General features: G+C 45.7%; 14 protein-coding genes. 12 read left to right on the forward strand and 2 right to left on the reverse strand.

All coding sequences use genetic code 11. From position 1 onward, the window contains the following. Window positions 1-10: 10 nt before the first annotated feature. The 6 genes from AC07M6_RS19760 (at window position 11) to AC07M6_RS19785 (ending at window position 15,229) form a co-directional block, all read left to right on the forward strand. The gene (locus AC07M6_RS19760) at window positions 11-1,954 is read left to right on the forward strand and encodes a RagB/SusD family nutrient uptake outer membrane protein (RefSeq protein WP_494892430.1); all 1,944 of its coding nucleotides are present in this window, start codon (window positions 11-13) and stop codon (window positions 1,952-1,954) included. A 101-nt stretch (window positions 1,955-2,055) separates the two neighbouring features. Next, window positions 2,056-4,017 (forward strand): sialate O-acetylesterase, encoded by a 1,962-nt coding sequence (locus AC07M6_RS19765; RefSeq protein ID WP_494892432.1) that lies wholly within the window; start codon window positions 2,056-2,058, stop codon window positions 4,015-4,017. A 188-nt stretch (window positions 4,018-4,205) separates the two neighbouring features. Next, entirely contained in the window at window positions 4,206-8,384 is a 4,179-nt protein-coding gene (locus AC07M6_RS19770) for a hybrid sensor histidine kinase/response regulator transcription factor (protein WP_494892434.1), read from the forward strand. A gap of 223 nt (window positions 8,385-8,607) precedes the next feature. Then, window positions 8,608-11,481, forward strand: a complete 2,874-nt coding sequence (locus AC07M6_RS19775) for a glycosyl hydrolase 115 family protein (RefSeq protein ID WP_494892436.1) — start codon at window positions 8,608-8,610, stop codon at window positions 11,479-11,481. Between the two features lie 21 nt (window positions 11,482-11,502). Then, the gene (locus AC07M6_RS19780) at window positions 11,503-13,488 is read left to right on the forward strand and encodes a family 43 glycosylhydrolase (protein ID WP_494892438.1); all 1,986 of its coding nucleotides are present in this window, start codon (window positions 11,503-11,505) and stop codon (window positions 13,486-13,488) included. A gap of 46 nt (window positions 13,489-13,534) precedes the next feature. Then, window positions 13,535-15,229: a glycoside hydrolase family 43 protein gene (locus AC07M6_RS19785; protein WP_494892440.1), complete on the forward strand. Its 1,695-nt coding sequence runs from the start codon at window positions 13,535-13,537 to the stop codon at window positions 15,227-15,229. Between the two features lie 32 nt (window positions 15,230-15,261). Here the strand turns inward: AC07M6_RS19785 and AC07M6_RS19790 are convergent, their stop codons facing one another. Then, window positions 15,262-16,545, reverse strand: coding sequence for a family 8 glycosyl hydrolase (locus AC07M6_RS19790; RefSeq protein WP_494892441.1), 1,284 nt, complete (start codon window positions 16,543-16,545; stop codon window positions 15,262-15,264). Window positions 16,546-16,820: 275 nt separating this feature from the next. Here AC07M6_RS19790 and AC07M6_RS19795 point away from each other — a divergent pair, with 275 nt between their 5' ends. Next, complete coding sequence (locus tag AC07M6_RS19795) at window positions 16,821-17,222, forward strand: response regulator (RefSeq protein WP_494892443.1); 402 nt, start codon at window positions 16,821-16,823, stop codon at window positions 17,220-17,222. 59 nt (window positions 17,223-17,281) lie between these two features. Here AC07M6_RS19795 and AC07M6_RS19800 read toward each other — a convergent pair whose 3' ends face one another. Continuing rightward, the gene (locus AC07M6_RS19800; protein ID WP_494892444.1) at window positions 17,282-17,818 is read right to left on the reverse strand and encodes a hypothetical protein; all 537 of its coding nucleotides are present in this window, start codon (window positions 17,816-17,818) and stop codon (window positions 17,282-17,284) included. A gap of 169 nt (window positions 17,819-17,987) precedes the next feature. Between AC07M6_RS19800 and AC07M6_RS19805 the strand changes: the two genes are divergently transcribed. From AC07M6_RS19805 to AC07M6_RS19825, 5 genes are read left to right on the forward strand one after another with little or no spacing between them, the layout of a single operon-like run. Next, complete coding sequence (locus AC07M6_RS19805) at window positions 17,988-18,311, forward strand: ArsR/SmtB family transcription factor (RefSeq protein ID WP_494892445.1); 324 nt, start codon at window positions 17,988-17,990, stop codon at window positions 18,309-18,311. A 6-nt stretch (window positions 18,312-18,317) separates the two neighbouring features. Beyond that, entirely contained in the window at window positions 18,318-18,782 is a 465-nt protein-coding gene (locus AC07M6_RS19810) for an SRPBCC family protein (RefSeq protein ID WP_494892447.1), read from the forward strand. A gap of 6 nt (window positions 18,783-18,788) precedes the next feature. Next, window positions 18,789-19,172: a DoxX family protein gene (locus tag AC07M6_RS19815; RefSeq protein WP_494892448.1), complete on the forward strand. Its 384-nt coding sequence runs from the start codon at window positions 18,789-18,791 to the stop codon at window positions 19,170-19,172. Window positions 19,173-19,180: 8 nt separating this feature from the next. Then, on the forward strand, window positions 19,181-19,762 hold the full coding sequence (locus AC07M6_RS19820) for a YdeI/OmpD-associated family protein (RefSeq protein ID WP_494892449.1): 582 nt from the start codon (window positions 19,181-19,183) through the stop codon (window positions 19,760-19,762). A 33-nt stretch (window positions 19,763-19,795) separates the two neighbouring features. Continuing rightward, the gene (locus tag AC07M6_RS19825; protein WP_494892451.1) at window positions 19,796-20,362 is read left to right on the forward strand and encodes a DUF4256 domain-containing protein; all 567 of its coding nucleotides are present in this window, start codon (window positions 19,796-19,798) and stop codon (window positions 20,360-20,362) included. The last annotated feature ends 48 nt before the right edge of the window (window positions 20,363-20,410 follow it).

The raw sequence follows: 20,410 nt of genomic DNA on the forward strand, positions 1-20,410 counted from the left end.
ATAAGCAGACATGAAAATATTTAATAAAAACAGCTTTATTATTGTTGCAACAGCAATACTAACAACAGTCACAGGCTGTAAAAAGCTACTGGTAGAAACGCCGCGGGCTGCATTATACCCTAATTATTTTGGAACTGCGGCCGGTGTTCAGGCTGCCGTTTCCGGTGTATATCTTGATTTAAGGGGGAGTTTCTCTGGCGAAGGTATCGTCTTCTTTTACGACGGTACAGACGAAAACATCCCGGGCGGCAGCGCCGGGACGAATCCGTCTTTTTACAATTCATTTAAGGGTATCAATGCTTCAAATACACCCGATATTACCGGTCTGTATGTAGATATTAATACGCTTAATGGAGTTTTGCAATACGCATCGACAATTACAGATGCCATAGCAAGGACACAATATGTTGCCCAGGCTAAATTTTTGCGGGGGTTCATTTATTTCTACCTGGTGCAAACCTATGGAGGGCTTACTGCCACGCAAAAAAGCGGTATCCCCCTGCATACAACTTTTATTACCGAAGCCACTACTTCTGATGCACCTGCGCAGCTAACAGATATTTATAAGCTGATTATACAGGATTTTACCGAGGCTGCGGCGGCATTACCTAATACAATTACGAGTTCAAATCCTTTTTCAGCCGGTGGTATTGGTAAAACAGCTACAGTTGCGGTAGCAAATGCGTACTTAGCCAAAGCTTATCTTACAAGGGGCTATACGGAAGCTAAGCAAACCGGTGATTTTCAAAAAGCAGCCGACCTTACCCAAACACTGATCACTAACCGGGCCACCTACGGGCTTGACTTATGGCAGGATTACTTTGATGCCCATAAACCAGCCAACGACTATGGTAAGGAAAACATGTTTTGTATTGATTATGGTATAACAGACCCTACTTATTCGGGCTACACCCAACAGGGATCGGGTGGTTACGGTATCAACCAGATTTATGTATTGGCCCGCTTTAATTACGTTGGGCCTGGTGTAGATAACATTGCCGGGATTGATGCCGTGCCACAAAAAATTAGTACTGCTAAAGCCGGCATGCTACGCGATGTGTATAACGGCCGTCCTTACATTCGTTTGGCACCAAATAAGCCTTATACCATGGATGTAGCGTTTGCCGACCAGGTACATGATACCCGCTACGATGCTACTTTCCAAACCTATTGGATTTGCGATAAGGCCACACCTGCAGGTGTGAAAAGTGATGGTACTTTAAAAGGAGCCCTTATACCGGCTTCCAATGTTTCCCTTACAGCGTACCAGGTGCCTATGGACGGCGATACCGCTATCCTGATGCCAAGTACAGATGTAACCATGGCCCGCCGCGATGCCTTTAAAGGTTTGATAGTAACTCCAAAACAATATACCAATAACATTTTTCCGACGGTAAAAAAGTTTGATGATCCGGCCCGTACCGGTATCCTCGATTTTTCAAGCCGGCCAATTGCGTTAATGCGTTTTTCTGAAGTTTACCTGATGAACGCGGAGGCTAATTACATGGCGGGCAACATCACCGCAGCCGCAGCATCCTTGAATGTGATAAGGCAGCGGGCAGCCTATCGTACACCAGCCGATGCAAATTTCACAGCTAAAAACCAGTTTTATGTAACTGCGGCCACACAAACTGCTGCAAATGCTGCAAATGCCGCCGCTATGGCTTTAACGCCTGCGCAATTGGCCCAACTGGCTATACCCAACAATACAACCACGCCAGGGACATTATGTGGTATGGATTTGATATTGGATGAATACTCGCGCGAGTTTTATGGCGACCCGCGCCGCTGGTACGACTTGGTTCGAACCCAACAGCTGGTAAGGCGTAATAAAATGTATAACGCTGCCGCTGTGGCTAATATTCAGGACTATCATGCGCGCTGGCCAATTCCACAGGCCCTAATTAACAATGTATTATCGGGTCCCGCGTATCCGCAAAATAACGGTTACTAATATTAAGCCCTTACTATACCCAAAGCTGCCCGGAATTCCGGGCAGCTTTTTAATTCAATCTTTTTTACAGATCGTTTTTATCAGGTAGAATTTAACCAATTATGAATAGAAAATTGTTTGGTTTGCCGGCTATATTCCTCCTCCTGATACTTTTTAAATCTCCGGTTTTTGCCAATGTCAGGCTGCCGCAATTGGTAAGCGACCATATGGTTTTACAGCGTGATAAGAAATTGAATATTTGGGGATGGGCCTCTCCGGGCGAAAAGATCAACATCGGTTTTAATGGAAAAAGCTATCATGCGGTCACCGCGGCTGATGGCAAATGGGTTGCCACCCTTCCGGCTATGAGGCCGGGCGGGCCTTATACAATGGATATTTCGGGAACTAACATTATCCGGGTAAAAGATATACTCATTGGCGATGTATGGCTTTGCTCGGGCCAGTCTAATATGCAAATGCCGCTGGCCGATTTACAGGAGAAATATCCAAATGAAATAGCTCAGGCCGAATATCCGCAAATAAGGCAGTTCCTGGTTCCCAACCGGATAGATTCGCCGCAGATCCACCACGATCTTACCGGTGGGCAGTGGTTAGCCGCTACACCCGCTAATGTGCTGAACTTTAGCGGAGCCGCGTATTTTTTCGCTTTAACAATCTATCATAAATATCATATCCCTATCGGTATTGTTAATGCCAGCTGGGGCGGTACGCCGATTGAGGCCTGGATAAGTGAAGAAGGATTAAAAGATTTCCCCGCAGCGCTGACCAATTACCGCAATTTGATGGATACCGCCTATATGCGACGGCTCTATTCGAGTATTAATGAAGCTAACCGGCTTGAAAACGAACGAACATCAAGAAAATATGATCAAGGCCTTAATGGCCCCAAAACATGGTATGATACCACTTACAATAGCAACACATGGCGCCAGATGCAGGTGCCGGGCTATTGGAACGATCAGGGTATCAGGCCGCTAAACGGTGTGGTATGGTATCGTAAAGAAATAAATTTGCCCAAAACAATTGCCGGGCAAACTGGCATCATGTATTTAGGCCGTATGGTATATGCAGATGAGCTTTATGTGAACGGTATACTTTGCGGGCAGTCATCACACCTATACGTCCGGCGAAGATATCCTGTTGTAGCAGGTCTGCTAAAACCGGGTAAAAATGTCATTGTTATTAGAATAGCATGTCCATCGGGAAAAGGGGGCTTTGTTCCGGATAAAACTTATGTGCTTAATGTGGGCGAGCAGAATTTCGACCTGAGCGGCACATGGCAATATAAAGTAGGCCAGGTATTCCCCCCTGCAAAACCCGATAGCGGCGGCCCCAATTTTACGTTAGCTTATCAGCCTGTGCAGTTATATAATACCATGATAGCCCCTGTTTCAAATTATCAGATCAAAGGCGTTTTATGGTATCAGGGTGAGTCTAATACCGGCAAGGCAAAAGAATACGAAAAGTTGCTGCCCATATTAATAAACAACTGGCGCAAAACCTGGAAGGATAGCGTGTTGCCCTTCATATACGCGCAATTGCCCAATTATATGGAGATGCAATTTGTGCCGTCCGAAAGCCAGTGGGCCGAATTACGCGAGGCGCAATTGAAAACGCTGGCCGTTCCCAATACCGCCATGGCCGTAACGATAGATCTTGGCGAATGGAATGATATTCATCCGCTCAATAAAAAAGACGTGGGTTTACGCATAGCGCTTGCCGCCGAAAAAATGGTTTATGGTGAAAAAGACTTGGTTTCTTCGGGCCCGGTCTACCGGTCATCCGTTGTTGAAAACAACCGCGTTATTATTGATTTTACCAATGTTGGTAACGGATTAATAGCAAAAGGCGTGGAGGACCTTGCAGAATTTGCTATTGCGGGGGCCGACAAAAAATTTGTCCCGGCAAAGGCGGTCATCAGGGGCAACCAGGTAATTGTATCGGCAGATGGCATCGATCATCCCCTGTACGTCCGGTACGCCTGGGCGGATAATCCGGCTAATGCTAACCTTTATAATGCCGAAAATTTACCGGCCAGCCCTTTCCGGACCGATGGGCAATAACAGGAAAACTGAACAAATTTTGCTTATATTTAAACATCTGTAGTATAACATTTGATTATCCTCGGGTATATTTGTTAACCAATTAAAAACAATACCATTTGGCGTCGGGATACTCATATCTTATCGCTGTTTGTTTTGTTTGAACCGATGAAACTGTTTTTGGCAATGGCCGCGTTTAAACTCCGATTATGTTAAAAAGATTTGTATGTGGCAATTCCTGGTCAGTTCTGGTATTGGTGCTGCTTGCTTTGCAGTCGGCCTTCGGTCAAAAAAATCTTAATTTTACTAAGCTTACCACTAAAAACGGACTGTCTTCCAATACCGTCAATGTTATTTTACAGGATAGCAACGGGCTTATGTGGTTTGGAACAGGCGATGGGCTAAACAAGTTCGACGGAACCAATTTCACCGTTTATAATCACGATATACGCGACAGTACCAGCATTCCGGGTAACGAGGTAACCGCCATGTTAGAAGATAAGTCCGGAAGAATATGGGTGGGGACAAATGCAGGAGGGGTAGTTTATTATGATCCGCGGCAAGATGCTTTTGTTGCTTTTAAGGGAGATGGCTCCTGGCCTGATTATAAATCGGCACTGATTACGTCCTTATGCGAAGATCATCTCGGCAATATTTGGATGGGGAGTTACAACAGCCTCAAAATTGTTAACCCGCGTACCGGTAAAATAACACAGGTTGATGTTCAGCAGTTAAATCCGCGCAAGTTAAACCTGTTTCTGATTGAGTCGCTGTTCGAAGATAAAAAGCACCGGATGTGGATAGGCACCAATGACGGACTGGTACTTTATAACCCCAAACGTTCTACGTTTGAGCGCTTTGCCCACCAGGATGCCGGCCCCGGTAACTTGAGCCACAATACCATTAAATCAATAACCCAGGATAGCGATGGCCGGTTGTTTTTCGGGACGGCCAACGGCTTAAACATGCTTCAGCCTGATGAGAAAAGCTTCAGGGTTTTTCATCATTCAGATAAAGAACCAACTTCAATCACCAGCGATCTGATCTATTCTATGGTGCCGGTACCCGGCGGCAAACTTTGGGTGGGTACCGAAGAAGGGCTGAATATTTTGGATTGCAAAACGTATACGTTTAACAGCATTCAACCCAACCGCAGGAATGTTTTTGGCCTCAGCAATAAATCTGTACGCAGTATTTGTATCGCCCGCAAAGGGATCACCTGGATTGGCACCTATCAGGGCGGGGTTAATAAATACGATCCTAACCTTGCCCTTTTTAACCTGGAGCATGGCGCCCCTTTTGATCCTAACGGACTATCCTCATCTATTGTCACCTCGTTTGCAGATTATAAGAAAGGAGCAGGGGTATTTGTCGGTACCGATGGCGGCGGTTTGCATTTTTTTAACCGGACTACAGGGCTCTTTAAGCATTTAGAGATCAATAGCAGTATCCATCGTGCGGGCAACCCGCTATCCATCCTGGCGCTGGAAATGGATTCGGATAACAAATTATGGATCGGCACTTTCCAGAACGGGCTTTTTCTTTACAACCCGCAAACTAATCAGTATAAGCAATACCTGGCCGGGCCGGTACCCTATAATCTTAATATGAACGATATCTTCTGCATAAAGCAGGATAGTAAAGGGTTAGTATGGATAGGGACAAACGGCGAAGGGGTTAATGTTTTTAACCCTAAAGATCAAACGTTTACCAGGTATGGAAACCATGCGCGAAGCCAATACGAATTAGCTTTGCCGATTAACGGTTATTTACGTGCAATTGCCGAAGATAAAAACGGTGATGTTTGGCTGGGCTCGTATGGTACCGGGCTGGCTATTTATCATCGTGCCGATCATAGTTTTACTCATTATGACAAAGGCAACAGCAAACTTTCTGATAACGTAGTGCTCAGCATATTTCATGACCGCTCGGGCAATACCTGGATAGGCACCAATGGCGGCGGATTAAACTTTTTTGATAAAAAGACCCATCGGTTTACGCAAATTAACGAAACGAATGGCCTGCTAAACGATATTGTATATAAGATATTGGAAGATGATAGCGGCCTGATCTGGGTAACTACGGATAAAGGGATCAGCAGCATTGATCCAAAGACCAAAAAAATAAGAAGTTTCACTAAGCATAACGGCGTACAGGACAGTCCTTTTATTGTTGGTTCGGGCATGAAATCATCGACAGGAGAACTGTACTTTGGGGGGCAGGACGGGTTTAATTATTTTTTACCCTCAGCCTTATCTGCAAATAACGATATGCCATCAGTACTGCTGACCGATCTAAAGGTATCTAACCGTACGGTGCTGCCGGGAGAAAACTCGCCGATACAGGAGCAGATTGGTTTTGCTAAAGATGTGCGGCTTGCTTACGGTCAAAATTTTTCAATAAGTTATGTGGCGCTGAATTATACAGTCCCTCAGCAAAACCGGTATTCCTATAAATTATCGGGTTTTGACCCGGACTGGAATTTTGTGGGTACAGTTAAAACAGCCTATTATACCAATCTCGATCCCGGTGATTATGTTTTCCAGGTCAGGACAAATAATATGGAAGGGAAATGGAATGAGCGCCCAACCACCGTGCATATTCATGTACTCCCGCCTATCTGGCGTACAAAGCTGGCTTATTTTATCTATGTTGTTTTAGCTTTAGGGCTATTGTGGTACATCCGCCACCGCGGTATCCGGAAAATAAAACTCGGGCTTGCGTTGGAGCAGGAAAAGATCAATGCCCGGCGGCAGGTTGAACAGGAGCGGCGCGAAGCCGAGCGTATTCACGAATTAGACAGTTTGAAAATCAAGTTCCTGACCAACTTAAGTCACGAGTTCAGGACACCGATCTCCCTGCTTTTGGCGCCGGCTGATAAACTATTGTCATTACATAATGATCCGGCCATAGCTAACCAGGTAAAAATGATCAGGCGCAATGCCCGCAGGTTGCTCAACCTGGTTAATCAGCTGCTCGATTTTAGAAAAATGGAAGAGCAGGAATTAAAGCTTAACCTATCCGACGGAGACATTATTTCATTTGTTCAGGAAGCGGCTGAATCATTTCAGGATCTGTCTGAACGGAAGAAAATTTCCCTGATTGTAGAAAGTGATGTCCAACATTTAGCAACGGTTTTTGACCATGACAAAATTGAAAGGATTATTTTTAACCTTTTGTCAAATGCCTTCAAATTCACCAGTGAAGGCGGGGCTATCCGGCTGAAAATGTCGGTTGAGCAAAACGATACGCCGGATACGGTTACATTTTGCCTGGCTATTTCAGATACCGGAGTAGGCATTGCGCCCGAATTAAAAGATCAGATCTTCGAACGTTTTTTCCAGGATAATAGCACGGTATTTGTGTTAAACCAGGGAAGCGGTATCGGGCTGTCGATAACCAAAGAGTTTGTCCAGCTCCATGGCGGCGAGATCACTGTAGAAAGCGAAGCAGGCACCGGCAGTACTTTTTTCTTAAAACTGCCATTGGTTGTAAACAGTGATGCTATTGCGGACAACGAACAGGATGTTGAGCATCAAGACAGTGGGTTGTCTGCAGCAGAGGCTAACGGCGAGGATCAGGCGGTGTTGAAAAATCAAATGCCGACCATTCTTTTAGTAGAAGACAATGAGGAATTCCGGTTTTATTTGAAGGATAGCTTGCAGGCTTACTATCATATTGTTGAGGCCGCCAATGGCAAGGAAGGCTGGCAAAAGGCATTGGCCATCCATCCTCAATTGGTAGTGAGCGATATTAGCATGCCTTATATGAATGGGATTGAGCTCAGCCACAAAATTAAATCGGATAAACGAACCAGTCATATCCCCGTGATCCTGCTCACGGCTATCAACGGCGAGGAAAACCAGATTACCGGGCTGGAATCCGGCGCTAACGATTACCTGACCAAGCCATTTAACTTTGAAATACTAAACACCAAAATTAAAAACCTGCTGTTATATAACCGCTCGCTTAAGGATGCTTATTCCAAACAAATACATGTAGTAGGTAAGGAAATAGAAATAGAATCGACTGATGCAAAGCTCCTGAATAACATTGCTAAGTATATCGATGAAAAACTGAACGACCCCGAACTTTCGGTAGAGGATTTAAGTAAACATGTGGGGATGAGCCGGGGCTCTCTTTATCACAAACTGCTGGAGATGACGGGCCTTACCCCAATCGAATATATACGTTCGGTAAAGCTTGACCGGGCAGCAACGTTCCTGGAAAAAAGCGATTACAATGTGGCCCAGATAGCCTATATGACAGGGTTTGGTACGCCAAGTTATTTTTCGCGCCTTTTTAAGGCAAAGTACAGCGTCCTCCCGTCCGAATACATTAATTTCAAACGTAAAGACGCTAAAATGAGAGCAGAAACCGCCGGCTAATAATATTTCGGCCCGGTCAAACTCACAAACAGTATAGGGATAGGTGATTAAATCATCATTATTTCCCCGAAATATTTAACGTATGAACATTTATGACATGTTTTTGCAGAAAACGACTATCCGGAATAACCGGATCTGTGGAATTTAGCATTTTCCGGCAGCCATCCATTACAGGCTCCAGAAAATGCTAACCAGATAAACAATCATCAATTATTTGATCTATATGTCAACAGCTATTCGTAAAAACATCCATGCGGGCCTGCCATTAACTTTGTCCCTGCTGCTGTTTGCCAGCCTGCGTAGCTGGGCGGTTACCGATACTTCTTACATCAAACAGGTGGGTACGGGCAATGCATTTCCATTATCGGTTAAGGGTGTTTCTGCCCCCATTTATTTAAGTGGGGCCGACTTCCCGGGAGTGCTTCGCGCGGCCAAAGATCTGCAGCATGATATGGCCGCCGTAACCAAAGCCGAACCGCTTTTTTCGGTTGCAAAGCCATCCGGCAAGCAGGTTGTCCTGATCGGCACTATCGGAAAATCGCCCTTAATAGACCGTCTGATCGCAACGAAAAAACTGGACGTCAAAAACATTAAAGGCAAATGGGAAACGTTTTTGATCACTTCGGTAGACAAACCCATGCCGGGTGTTGATCGCGCACTGGTAATAGCCGGTAGCGATAAGCGGGGCACTATTTACGGTATTTATGATCTCTCCGCGCAAATTGGCGTATCTCCGTGGTATTACTGGGCCGATGTGCCGATCAGGCAGCAGGATAAACTTTATGTGCTCCCCGGTCGCCATACCCGGGGCGAACCCGCGGTAAAATACCGGGGCATTTTTATAAATGACGAGGCGCCTGCTTTTTCTGGCTGGACAAGGGAAAAATTTGGCGGCTTTAATCACCTGGCGTATGCTAAGGTGTTCGAGCTGATCTTGCGTTTGAAGGGGAATTACCTGTGGCCGGCCATGTGGGGCAACGCTTTTAACGATGATGATCCGTTAAACCGCAAAACGGCTGATGAATACGGGATAGTTATGGGTACCTCGCATCATGAACCGATGGACCGGGCTCAGCAAGAGTGGAAACGTTATGGCAGCGGCGCCTGGGATTATTATAAAAATGGAGAAGTATTGCGGGATTTTTGGCGTAAAGGCATCGAAAACATGGGCAATGCGGAAACGCTTGTAACCGTTGGGATGCGGGGCGATGGTGATATGGCCATGTCTGAAGGGACCAACATCGCCTTGCTGGAAAAAATAGTGGCAGATCAGCGTAATATCATCGCTTCGGTAACCGCAAAGCCGGCAGAACGCACCCCGCAGATATGGGCTTTGTATAAAGAAGTGCAGGATTACTATGATCAGGGTATGCGGGTCCCTGATGATATTACCTTACTGCTTTGCGACGATAATTGGGGAAATATCCGAAAATTACCGGCGATTACGGAAAAGCCACGCAGCGGTGGTTATGGCATCTATTATCATTTTGATTATGTAGGCGGGCCGCGCAATTATAAATGGATCAATACCAACCCGATAACTAAGGTTTGGGAACAAATGCACCTGGCCTATCAGCACCATGTTAACCAGGTGTGGATAGTGAATGTAGGGGATCTGAAACCGATGGAATTCCCCATCTCTTTCTTCCTGGACTATGCCTGGGACCCCAGCAAGATCAGTGCCGGCGACTTACAACCATATACCCGTAACTGGGCCAAACAGCAGTTTGGCGACCGTTATGCCACCCAAATTGCCGGGATACTTTCAACCTATACCAAATACAACGGCAGGCGCAAACCCGAACTACTGAACGAAAACACCTATAGCCTTAACAATTACAACGAGTTTGAGCGGGTAGTGAGCGACTATTGCCAATTAAATGCTCTTGCCGATTCATTGTCGCGCCTAATCCAGCCGCAGTATAAGGACGCGTATTATCAACTGGTATTACATCCTGTTTCGGCAACCGCTAATCTTTACGAAATGTATTACGCTGTAGCGCTAAACCGTCAGTACGCCCGGCAGGGCCGTGCTGCTACTAACGAAATGGCGGAAAAAGCGAATGCTCTTTTTTTAAAGGATGCCGCGATCTCCAAATACTATAATACCCAACTGGCCGGCGGCAAGTGGAACCACATGATGGACCAAACCCATATCGGGTATACATCGTGGCAGGAACCACCGACCAATGTTATGCCCCCGGTCACTAAGATAGAACTCCCCGGGCAGCCGGCCTTAGGGCTTGCGGTAGAAGGGGCTGCTGAATGGTGGCCACAGGCGACCAGTATTCCCCGCTTGCCTCAGTTTAACGATCTGCAAAACGCAAAACACTTTATCGAGCTATTTAACAGGGGAGGTAAGCCGGTCAGTTATAAAATAGAAGGCCCGGAATACATCAACCTTACCACTCCTTCAGGCGAAATTGATCAGCAGCAGCGAATCTGGGTCAGTGTCGATTGGCAGAAGTTGGCGGGAGGAACTACAGAGGCGACGCTAAAAATCAGTGGTTCAGATGGTACCAGCATAACCGTCGGGCTCAGCTTTGCACGAATTGCCCCGGGAGATTTTAAAGGCTATATACAAACCAATCCGTATGTTTCTATGGAGGCCGCCCATTTCCAAAAAGCGGTATCCGGTAAAGCCTTGCATTGGACGGTATTGCCCGACTACGGTCGCACGGTATCCGCAATGACCTTAATGACTGGCCCGGCAGCCCTTAGCCAACCCGGCGATCCAAAACCACATCTCGAATATATGGTTAAACTGACCGACCCCGGAGCCGTTACCATTAGTGCCTATTTTGCGCCGACAATTGATTTTACGCCTGATAAATCATTGCGCTACGCGGTTTCGATAGATGATGAGCAGCCCCGGTTTATGCCAGTTAACGCCGACCTTAACCCCAATTTATGGAACCAGGCGGTTGCCGCGAACATTAACATCATCAGCACAAACCATCAGGTGGTAAAGGCCGGAGTACACACCATCAAAATATGGATGGAAAGCCCGGGAATTGTGCTGGAGAAAATTGTGTTAGGCACTGGGCAAGGCGTAAAGCCCAGCTATTTAGGCCCACCCGAAAGCTTCAGGCGCTAACAGGTAATAAGGAATGATTTTATGAAAAGGAAAAGCAGGCACAAGGCATTTTATTACCTGGTATTACTGATGATGGGCACAACCGGGTCTTTCGCCCAGCAGTCCGACAATCAGAACGGCACGTATACTAATCCGGTGATATGGGCTGATTTTCCTGATAATGATGTTATCCGTGTAAACGATACCTATTACATGGTTACTACTACGATGTTTTACTTGCCCGGTGTACCTGTTATGAAATCAAAAGACCTGGTGAACTGGGAATATGCGGCCAATGCTGTTCAGCGTTTTGATATGCATCCGGCATATAACATGGAGGGCGGCACCCGTTACGGGCACGGGCAATGGGCAACCAGTATGCGTTACCATAACGGTAAGTTTTACCTGCTTTTTAAAACTAACGATGAGGGCGGCTTTTTAAGTACGGCAACCCGGGCGGAAGGCCCATGGACGACGCGTAAATTACCGAGAGGGTTTCATGATCCGGGGCTTTTTTTTGATGATGATGGCAAAACCTATGTGGTGCACGGTTATTCAACACTATCGCTGACCCGGTTGGATGAAAATTTTGCACCTGTTGGAAAAGACAGTTTGATTTATGATAAGGTAGCGCGCCCCGGTTTGGAGGGCAGCCATGTTTATAAAATTAACGGCCTTTATTATATCTATGCTACTTACGGCGGGGGAGATGGTTACCAGGTATGCCTGAGATCAAAAAATATTTATGGCCCGTACGAAGAGAAAGTGGTGCTGAAGGATGATATGAACCTTACGGGCATGGGGGTGCACCAGGGGGCGCTGGTTGAAACCCAGACTGGCCAATGGTGGAGCATCATTTTTCAGGACCGTATTGGCGTGGGGCGTGTCCCAACCCTTCAGCCGGTGACCTGGACAGATAGCTGGCCTATAGTTGGCGTAGACGGACGCGCCGTGGTGACCTATAAAAAACCTGACGTGGGTAAGGCCTGGCCGGTTAAAGTGCTCCCTACCAGCGATGAGTTTACGGCTAAAACACTGGGCCTGCAATGGTCCTGGAATCATAACCCGGACGAAAGATCCTGGTCGTTAACAAAACATAAAGGCTTTTTAAGGCTGACGACAGTTAAGGTTACGGACAGTCTTCCGCGGGCAAGAAACACGTTGACGCAACGGATCTTCGGGCCATCCTCAATGGCCGTTGTCGCGTTATCGCTCGCTGGGATGAAAGCGGGAGATGTGAGTGGCCTGGCTGTTTTTCAAAGCCCTTATGCCTATATAGCGGCCTGCAAAACAAGCAGCGGTTTTAAAATTGTTATGGTGAATGGTGGCAGACAAATTGACAGCGTTGATATCGGTCAGCATGATAAGGTGTTTTTTAAAGCAGATGCCGTGACCACCAAAGATCTGGCAACGTTTTCTTACAGTTTAGATAATAAGAACTTCATCCGGCTGGGTAATCAGCTAAACATGATGTTCAGTCTTAAAATATTTACAGGTAACCGTTTCGCCTTGTTCAATTATGCTACCAGCCAAGCCGGCGGCTTTGTCGATGTCGATTGGTTCCGAATGCAAACCAGGCAGGGCCCGCCCAATCTGTTCCCTGCCAGCTCAACCATTGAAGCTGAAATGTATGATGAGATTCACCTGGCCAAAACCGGGTGGTGCCGTGATACAAGCACAGGAAAAGATCAGAACGTTACCCATATTGTTAATGGCAGCTGGCTGGCCTATAACCAAATTGATTTTGGACAGGGGCAGCGGTTCGTGCATTTCCGGGTGGCTTCAAGCCGACAATCGCCAACCGGGCGTATTGAACTTTATTTGGATATGGATGATCATAAACCCATAGCCACTGTCAGTGTGCCTGCTACGGGTAATTCGCAGCAATACCAAACATTAACAACGCGTATCCCACTCTTAAAAGGCAAGCATCGGCTTGTGCTGAAATTTTTTGGCGGAGAAGGTGAATTGATGAACCTGAACTGGCTCACGTTTTCGGCGAGGCCTGAAATTAAGCAGCGGTACTAAGCATGGATACTACCTTTCCAAACACACAAATATGTATATAAAGGATATGATGAAGACAGTCAGATTTTTAACCCTTTTATGGGGATCTCTCCTGCTAAATAATAAGTTGGTCATAGCCCAACAAACTACGCTGGTTAACCCGATTTTAACGGGCTTTTATCCCGATCCCAGCATTGTGCGGGTAGGGGCAGATTATTACCTGGTCAATTCTACATTTTCCTACTTCCCGGGGATCCCTGTTTTCCACAGTAAAGATCTGAAGAACTGGAAACAAATCGGAAATGTGATTAGCCGCACCTCCCAAATGAATTTTGTGGGCGATAGGGTAACAAGGGGGCTTTTTGCGCCGGCAATCGACTATTACAAAGGGACTTATTACCTCACCTGTACGCTTATCGACCGTAAGGGGAATTTTGTTGTCACCGCCAAAGATCCCGCGGGGCCCTGGAGCGACCCGGTATGGCTGCCGCAGGTAAAGGGGATTGATCCCTCCTTGTTTTTTGACGATAATAAAGCTTATATCCTGTATAACAGCGATCCACCTGATCGTGTATCTCTTTATCCGGGGCACAGAACGATCAGGATCTATGAATTTGACCCCATCGCGTTAAAAGTAGTGGGAGAGGAAACCACGTTGGTTAACGGCGGTGTGGATATTACTAAAAAGCCGGTATGGATAGAAGGCCCGCACATCATGAAGGCAAATAACTGGTATTATCTGTATGCGGCCGAAGGCGGGACTTCGGTTAATCATTCGGAAGTTGTTTTCAGGAGCCGTTCCGCGCTGGGGCCATACGTTCCGTACGCAGAAAACCCAATCCTGACACAGAAAGGCTTACCGGCCGACCGGAAATACCCGGTTACATCTGCCGGGCATGCACAGTTTGTTCAGGGCCCCGATGGGAAGACCTATGCTATTTTTCTGGCTGTAAGGCCTTATCAGGATGATTTTTATAATACCGGCCGCGAAACATTTATCGCACCTGTTGAATGGAGAAATGATTGGCCCGTTATCAATCCGCAGAGCGCTGTTGTCAGGTATAGTTATCAGGCGCCCTATAAAGAAGTTAAGCAGAGCCAGGCCCTGCCGCAAAGCGGCAATTTCAGTTACACTTTATCTTTCGAAAAACAACTTGATCCTTCGCTGCTGTTTTTAAGGACCTGCGATAGTTCAAGCTTCACCTTAAGCAAGGCGGATGGCTTAACCTTAAACCTTAAGCCCGAAACCTGCATGGATACGGGCAGCCCTTCCTTTATCGGGAAAAGGCAACAGCATCTTTATTGCAGTGCGGAAACAGAGCTGAGTTTTGCCACTACTAAAGCGAACGAAAAAGCGGGCCTGACCATCTTTCAGGACGAACTGCATTTTTATTTTATCTGTCAATCAGTTGAAAAAGATCAGCCGGTGGTGCAGTTATATAAAAGCAACCCAGAGACGAAGAAAATGGATCTGCTTACACAGGTATCGCTTGCCGGAAATTCTAAAAAGCTCTGGTTACGGATCAGCGCGGAAGGGCAGTTCTACAGCTTCCACTTTGCTGATCAACCGTCTGAATGGAAATTGCTGAAAGATAATGTGGACGCTAAGTTTTTAAGCACACATGTGGCCGGGGGCTTTACGGGCTGCCTTTTCGGTTTGTATGCCACATCATCGGGGATAAGTACGGTACAAAAGGCCTCATTTAAATGGTTATCATACAACGGGCATGACCCGGTTTACAATGATAAATTATTTAAATAGGAGGTAGAAAAGATCATGATACTTTTATCGCCTTATTTCGGCGGATAAATTTTATAGTTTCCGCTGCAATGCAGCAGCGCCATGATGTAAAGTAAACCATCATAATACCGTTCAACCAGTTTCTTAGGGATTGGGGCATTCCATAAAGCGGCCACATATTTTTGGGATAGGGGCTGTTTGGCGGCCAGGCTTGCAACCGCGTTTGTGGCAACCAGGCCGCTGGCATGCCGGTTATCCAGTTGCTGCGTTCCATCCAATGTAAACTGGCAGCCGTAAGTATCCAAGCCTTTTGAGGCAAAAAAGGCCTGAATACGATCACTCAATACCTGCTCTTCGGGCACTTTTTTAAACCAAAGCCAATCTACCGACCAGTTACTGGCCGTACGCCAGGAATCAAAGGAGAAATCGGCAGCATGTTTATTCCATCTAACGGCTACGGTTGTGCCGTCAAAATTGGCATAATCAGGCGCCAAACCCGTTACAGGATGGGTGACCTTAGAAAAAAAAATGCGACTCGTATCAGCGGCTGCGTACCAGAAATTCCGGTCTGCTGCGGGTCCCCAGCGTGCCCAAAGCTCATAAAAATGCGGTAAATGGTAAGATGGATCGGTAAATCCGCTGCTTTCGCCGCCCGGTACAAAACGGATCATTTTTTTATCTTCATTAACCATAGGGCCAATGGTGCGCGGGCCGAATTTGGTTTGTCCTTTTTTAAGTGCGTGATGCCTCATGGTACTCAGGATCTTATCTGCCCATGCACGATAATTATAAATACCGCTGCCGTTTCCCCAGCGTCCCGACGCAAAGTATAAGGCGGTTACAAAATACTCCTCGCCATCCGGTGCTGGTGTTTCTTCATTGGGCAGGCCGTTTCGCTTAAGCGACCAGGAAAAGTAACCTTCGGATGGATGATCTTTGGCGCTGATGTACATATTGGTCACGGCGTAATTCCATAAGGCATCAAATACGGCCTTTTCATTCAGTTGTACGGCAATCATCATACCATAGGACATGCCCTCCGACCGGATATCATTATGCGGTACATCACTGATGTAAGCCAGTGGCCCGTTAGCATTTTTCCCCACCGGGAAATACACCGCCTCGCTATCAGGCTGACCGAAAAACAACTGATCAAAACCCGCTTTTATTTTAGCGTTTATTGCTTTGGCCGAATGGCCCTGCTCTTTAAAAAGATTGCGGTATTTCCCGGTTGCAAAAGCCCCCTTGCCATCGTCGAATTTTTGCTGGGCAAAAACAGGGGCGTAAAACGCAGGAAGCATCGCGAAAGCGAAAATATAACAGATGATTTTTTTCATAAAATATACTGATCAACGGCCGGTTAAATAGCTATGAAGTTCATGCCTGGAATTGCCGGTGATGGTTTACTGATGATGAAAATACGAAAGAAAATGATCGGAATACAGGGTAGGCTGGCCTTAAGGCCCTGTTTAAACATTTGTGCCATTAATAAAATCAAATGTTTCATATTGGCGGTACAACAAAGGGGGTACCAAAGACTGGCTTTGTTTGGTGCAGTTGCCGGCAACCGTAAATTTACATCTTATGGACGTTTTTTTAAACCATAAACTTTATGTTATATTTGTTTAAAACTACGGGCTTGACGAAGAAAGTGTTGATCATTGAAAATGACCAGGATATACGGCATATTGTGGCATTGATTTTAGAGGAGCAGGGTTTTATTACCCTGAGTATCCCGGAACCTGAGGATTTAACGGAGATCATTCCCTTTAAACCCGATATTATGCTGTTGGATGAGTTTATCAACAACCGTCCGGGGCATCGCCTGTGCCGTAAGATCAAACAGATTGACATGCTGAAGCATATCCCGGTCATTATTCTTTCCACAGCTAATGATATCGAACTGATTGCCACGGAGTGCGAGGCTAATGATTATATCCGCAAACCTTTTGATATAGACGACATGGTTCATACCGTGGTGCGTACGGTTAATCATCAACCCCTGGCTTATTAGTTTAAAATGGCCCCGCTTACCGAAGCGGAGCTCATTTCTTGCAGGCTTGAAAGGGCCGGTTAATTAAATATAAAGTTTGGGCTGAAGTATTGCTTAATAAAAACCGTGTCTTTGGCGGGTGCGTTAGTGGGTCCCTGCAATATCACTTTACCCTCCAGCAGCCATCGTGCCTGGTCAGCCCGATTTCCGGGTGTAGTGTTTATCCCTTTCACATAACCATCCACCGGTTTTAAAAGTATCATGTTACAAGATGGGCATGATTGCTGAAACAGCACACGGCCGCTAAGTATGTCTTCTTTTCCCAGTTCAAAGCTGTTTCCCTGCATAGGGGCCTTTATATAAATTGTGGTGGTAAGAATGGTCCATTGCTCTCTGAACCAGAATAAACGGTAGGGGCCTGTCATAAAACTGTTGTTGGTATTTAAGTCCGCCTGTTCTGTAAACAGGTATTCGCAACTGGCACCAGACCGGCAACCGGTTAAATTTTTAGCATCAATTTTTACTTCGTTTTTTACAATACCTTTTTTACTGCAGGATAAAAAAAGCGCGAGGCCGGTAAATAAGCCGAATAATAGCTGATAAGATTTCCTTTTCATAGTTTGTAATTTAAATCAATTACGCAGGTTGAAGTGGGGGTGCTACAGATCGCAATGTTATCTTTTTGTTAAGTAAATCGACTTACAACTAATCGACACCAAAAAATATCGTGCAAAAATTTGCGTAGTTAAATAACTACATATATATTTGTAGTCAAATAACTACGCAATGAATTTAAGACGAGATGTATTTCAGGCCATAGCCGACCCGACAAGAAGGGCCATACTGTTGCTGGTTGCTTCGCAAGCGTTAACGGCAGGTGCAATAGCATCAAATTTTGACACAGCAAGACCCACAGTTTCAAAACACCTGCAAATACTCACCGAGTGCGAATTGCTGAAGCAGGAGCAAACCGGCAGGGAAATTTATTACCATATCAATGCGAAAAAAATGAAAGAGGTAGCCGACTTTATTGAGCCATTCCGCAAGGTGTGGGATGACAGGTTTAATAAATTAGAAGCCATCATGAAAAACTACAAACCTAAAGAATAGAACAATATGGAACTAAAAACAAAAATTAGCGCCGCCGACGGAAAGCAGGAATTAACGATTACAAGGGAATTTGATTTGCCGTTGGAATTGCTTTTTAAAGCCTATGCCGAAGCTGAAATTGTTGAGCAATGGATGGGAACAAAAGTGTTGAAATTGGAGAATAAAAAGCACGGCGGTTACCAATTTGAAACAACCGACCCTAAAGGCAACAAACATGGATTTAATGGGGCGATCCATGAGTTTATCCCGAACCAGAAGATTACGCGGACATTTGAGATGGAGCATACGCCTTTTGGCATTCAGCTGGAGTTTTTGGAGTTTGAAAAGCTAACCAATGACACCAGCAAACTGACCATGCATGTCATATACAGATCGGTAGCCCTGAGAGACCAGATGCTGGCTTTGCCCTTTGCTCAGGGCATCAATATGGCGCATAACAGGATACAGGACATTGTAAGCAAATTAAAATAACACATCATGACAAAGAGAAATAAAATCATCTATTGGATTGCTACTATCTGGCTGGCCTTAGGAATGGCATCAACCGGGATAGTACAATTATTGAAAGTGAAAAAGGAGGAGGATATGATGACACATTTGGGTTATCCTGCCTATATTTTAATTATACTGGGTATTTGGAAATTATTGGGCGTTGTAACGGTGCTTATGCCTAAATTGCCTTTACTGAAAGAATGGGCTTATGCGGGCTTCTTTTTTGCCATGTCGGGTGCGGTTTTTTCTCATATAGCCAGCGGAGATGGCGGTAAAGATTTTTTTGGACCAACATTATTACTGGTACTGACTATGGTATCCTGGTATTTCAGGCCGGCCGACAGAAAGCTTATTTCAGTTAATCAATAATCAATTGTATGAACCCTAAGGTTGATTTTTATTTTAATAACGCCAACAAGTGGCAGGAAGAGATCGAACAATTGAGATTGATTGTTCTGGATTGCGGATTGACGGAAGAACTGAAATGGGGTTGCCCTTGTTACACGTATAACAACAGCAATATTGTATTAATACATGTGTTTAAGGAATATTGCGCGTTTTTATTTTTCAAGGGAGCCTTGTTAAACGATAGCAATGGTATCCTGATCCGGCAAACGGAAAATGTGCAGGCGACGCGTCAGGTCCGGTTTACTAATGTTGCGGAAATAGTTGAGATGGAACCTGTGTTGAAAGCGTATATTTTTGAAGCTATTGAAGTGGAAAAAGCCGGTTTAAAAGTGGAGCTTAAAAAGACTGCAGAGTTTGCTATACCTGAAGAGTTTCAAAATAAACTGGATGCGATGCCTGCCCTGAAAGCTGCCTTTAACGCATTGACACCGGGACGGCAGAGAGCCTACCTTTTTTATTTTTCGGCCCCCAAGCAATCTAAAACCCGGGAGTCGAGAGTTGAAAAATATATGCAGCAAATTCTGGAAGGGAAGGGATTAGATGATGAGTAAATTTGAGTTCAAACAGCGATAAGGTAAAAGCATATGAAAAGCAATAAAAAAGAGTTATCACCAGAGCAACGTAAAGAACTGATCGGCATATTGAAAGCCCGTTTTGAGAAAAATATAGACCGCCATAAAGGGCTTGAATGGGCTAAAGTACAGGCCAGGCTGGAAGCTAATGCCGAAAAACTATGGTCGCTGGATGATATGGAAATAACCGGCGGCGAACCCGATGTTGTTGGCCATGATAAAAAGACGGACGAGTACATTTTTTACGATTGTTCGGCCGAAAGCCCCAAAGGACGCAGAAGCCTTTGTTACGACCGTGAAGCTTTGGAATCAAGAAAAGAGCATAAACCGGAGAATAACGCGATGGATATGGCAGCCGCCATGGGCATTGAGCTTTTAACGGAAGAACAATACCGGGAGTTGCAGCAGCTTGGAAATTTCGATACGAAAACATCAAGCTGGGTAAAAACACCTGCTGATATCAGAAAGCATGGTGGGGCTATCTTTTGCGATCGCCGGTATAACCATGTCTTCATGTACCACAACGGGGCAGAATCGTACTATGCCGCCAGGGGATTCCGGGGCTTGTTGAGGGTCTGATTTTTGCGCAGGTGGCAAATACAGCGCATCTTCTCGTGATTACCCCGC

This window comes from Mucilaginibacter sp. GW821-FHT07H05 (assembly GCF_059418485.1).

Bases quoted from the DNA above. Each gene is read 5' to 3' on its own strand.
- AC07M6_RS19810 (WP_494892447.1), top strand. From the start codon at position 18,318: ATGGAACTAAAAACAAAAATTAGCGCCGCCGACGGAAAGCAGGAATTA.
- AC07M6_RS19775 (WP_494892436.1), top strand. From the start codon at position 8,608: ATGTCAACAGCTATTCGTAAAAACATCCATGCGGGCCTGCCATTAACT.
- AC07M6_RS19770 (WP_494892434.1), top strand. From the start codon at position 4,206: ATGTTAAAAAGATTTGTATGTGGCAATTCCTGGTCAGTTCTGGTATTG.
- AC07M6_RS19820 (WP_494892449.1), top strand. From the start codon at position 19,181: ATGAACCCTAAGGTTGATTTTTATTTTAATAACGCCAACAAGTGGCAG.
- AC07M6_RS19805 (WP_494892445.1), top strand. From the start codon at position 17,988: ATGAATTTAAGACGAGATGTATTTCAGGCCATAGCCGACCCGACAAGA.
- AC07M6_RS19785 (WP_494892440.1), top strand. From the start codon at position 13,535: ATGATGAAGACAGTCAGATTTTTAACCCTTTTATGGGGATCTCTCCTG.
- AC07M6_RS19780 (WP_494892438.1), top strand. From the start codon at position 11,503: ATGAAAAGGAAAAGCAGGCACAAGGCATTTTATTACCTGGTATTACTG.
- AC07M6_RS19760 (WP_494892430.1), top strand. From the start codon at position 11: ATGAAAATATTTAATAAAAACAGCTTTATTATTGTTGCAACAGCAATA.
- AC07M6_RS19815 (WP_494892448.1), top strand. From the start codon at position 18,789: ATGACAAAGAGAAATAAAATCATCTATTGGATTGCTACTATCTGGCTG.
- AC07M6_RS19800 (WP_494892444.1), bottom strand. From the start codon at position 17,818: ATGAAAAGGAAATCTTATCAGCTATTATTCGGCTTATTTACCGGCCTC.
- AC07M6_RS19795 (WP_494892443.1), top strand. From the start codon at position 16,821: ATGTTATATTTGTTTAAAACTACGGGCTTGACGAAGAAAGTGTTGATC.
- AC07M6_RS19765 (WP_494892432.1), top strand. From the start codon at position 2,056: ATGAATAGAAAATTGTTTGGTTTGCCGGCTATATTCCTCCTCCTGATA.
- AC07M6_RS19790 (WP_494892441.1), bottom strand. From the start codon at position 16,545: ATGAAAAAAATCATCTGTTATATTTTCGCTTTCGCGATGCTTCCTGCG.
- AC07M6_RS19825 (WP_494892451.1), top strand. From the start codon at position 19,796: ATGAAAAGCAATAAAAAAGAGTTATCACCAGAGCAACGTAAAGAACTG.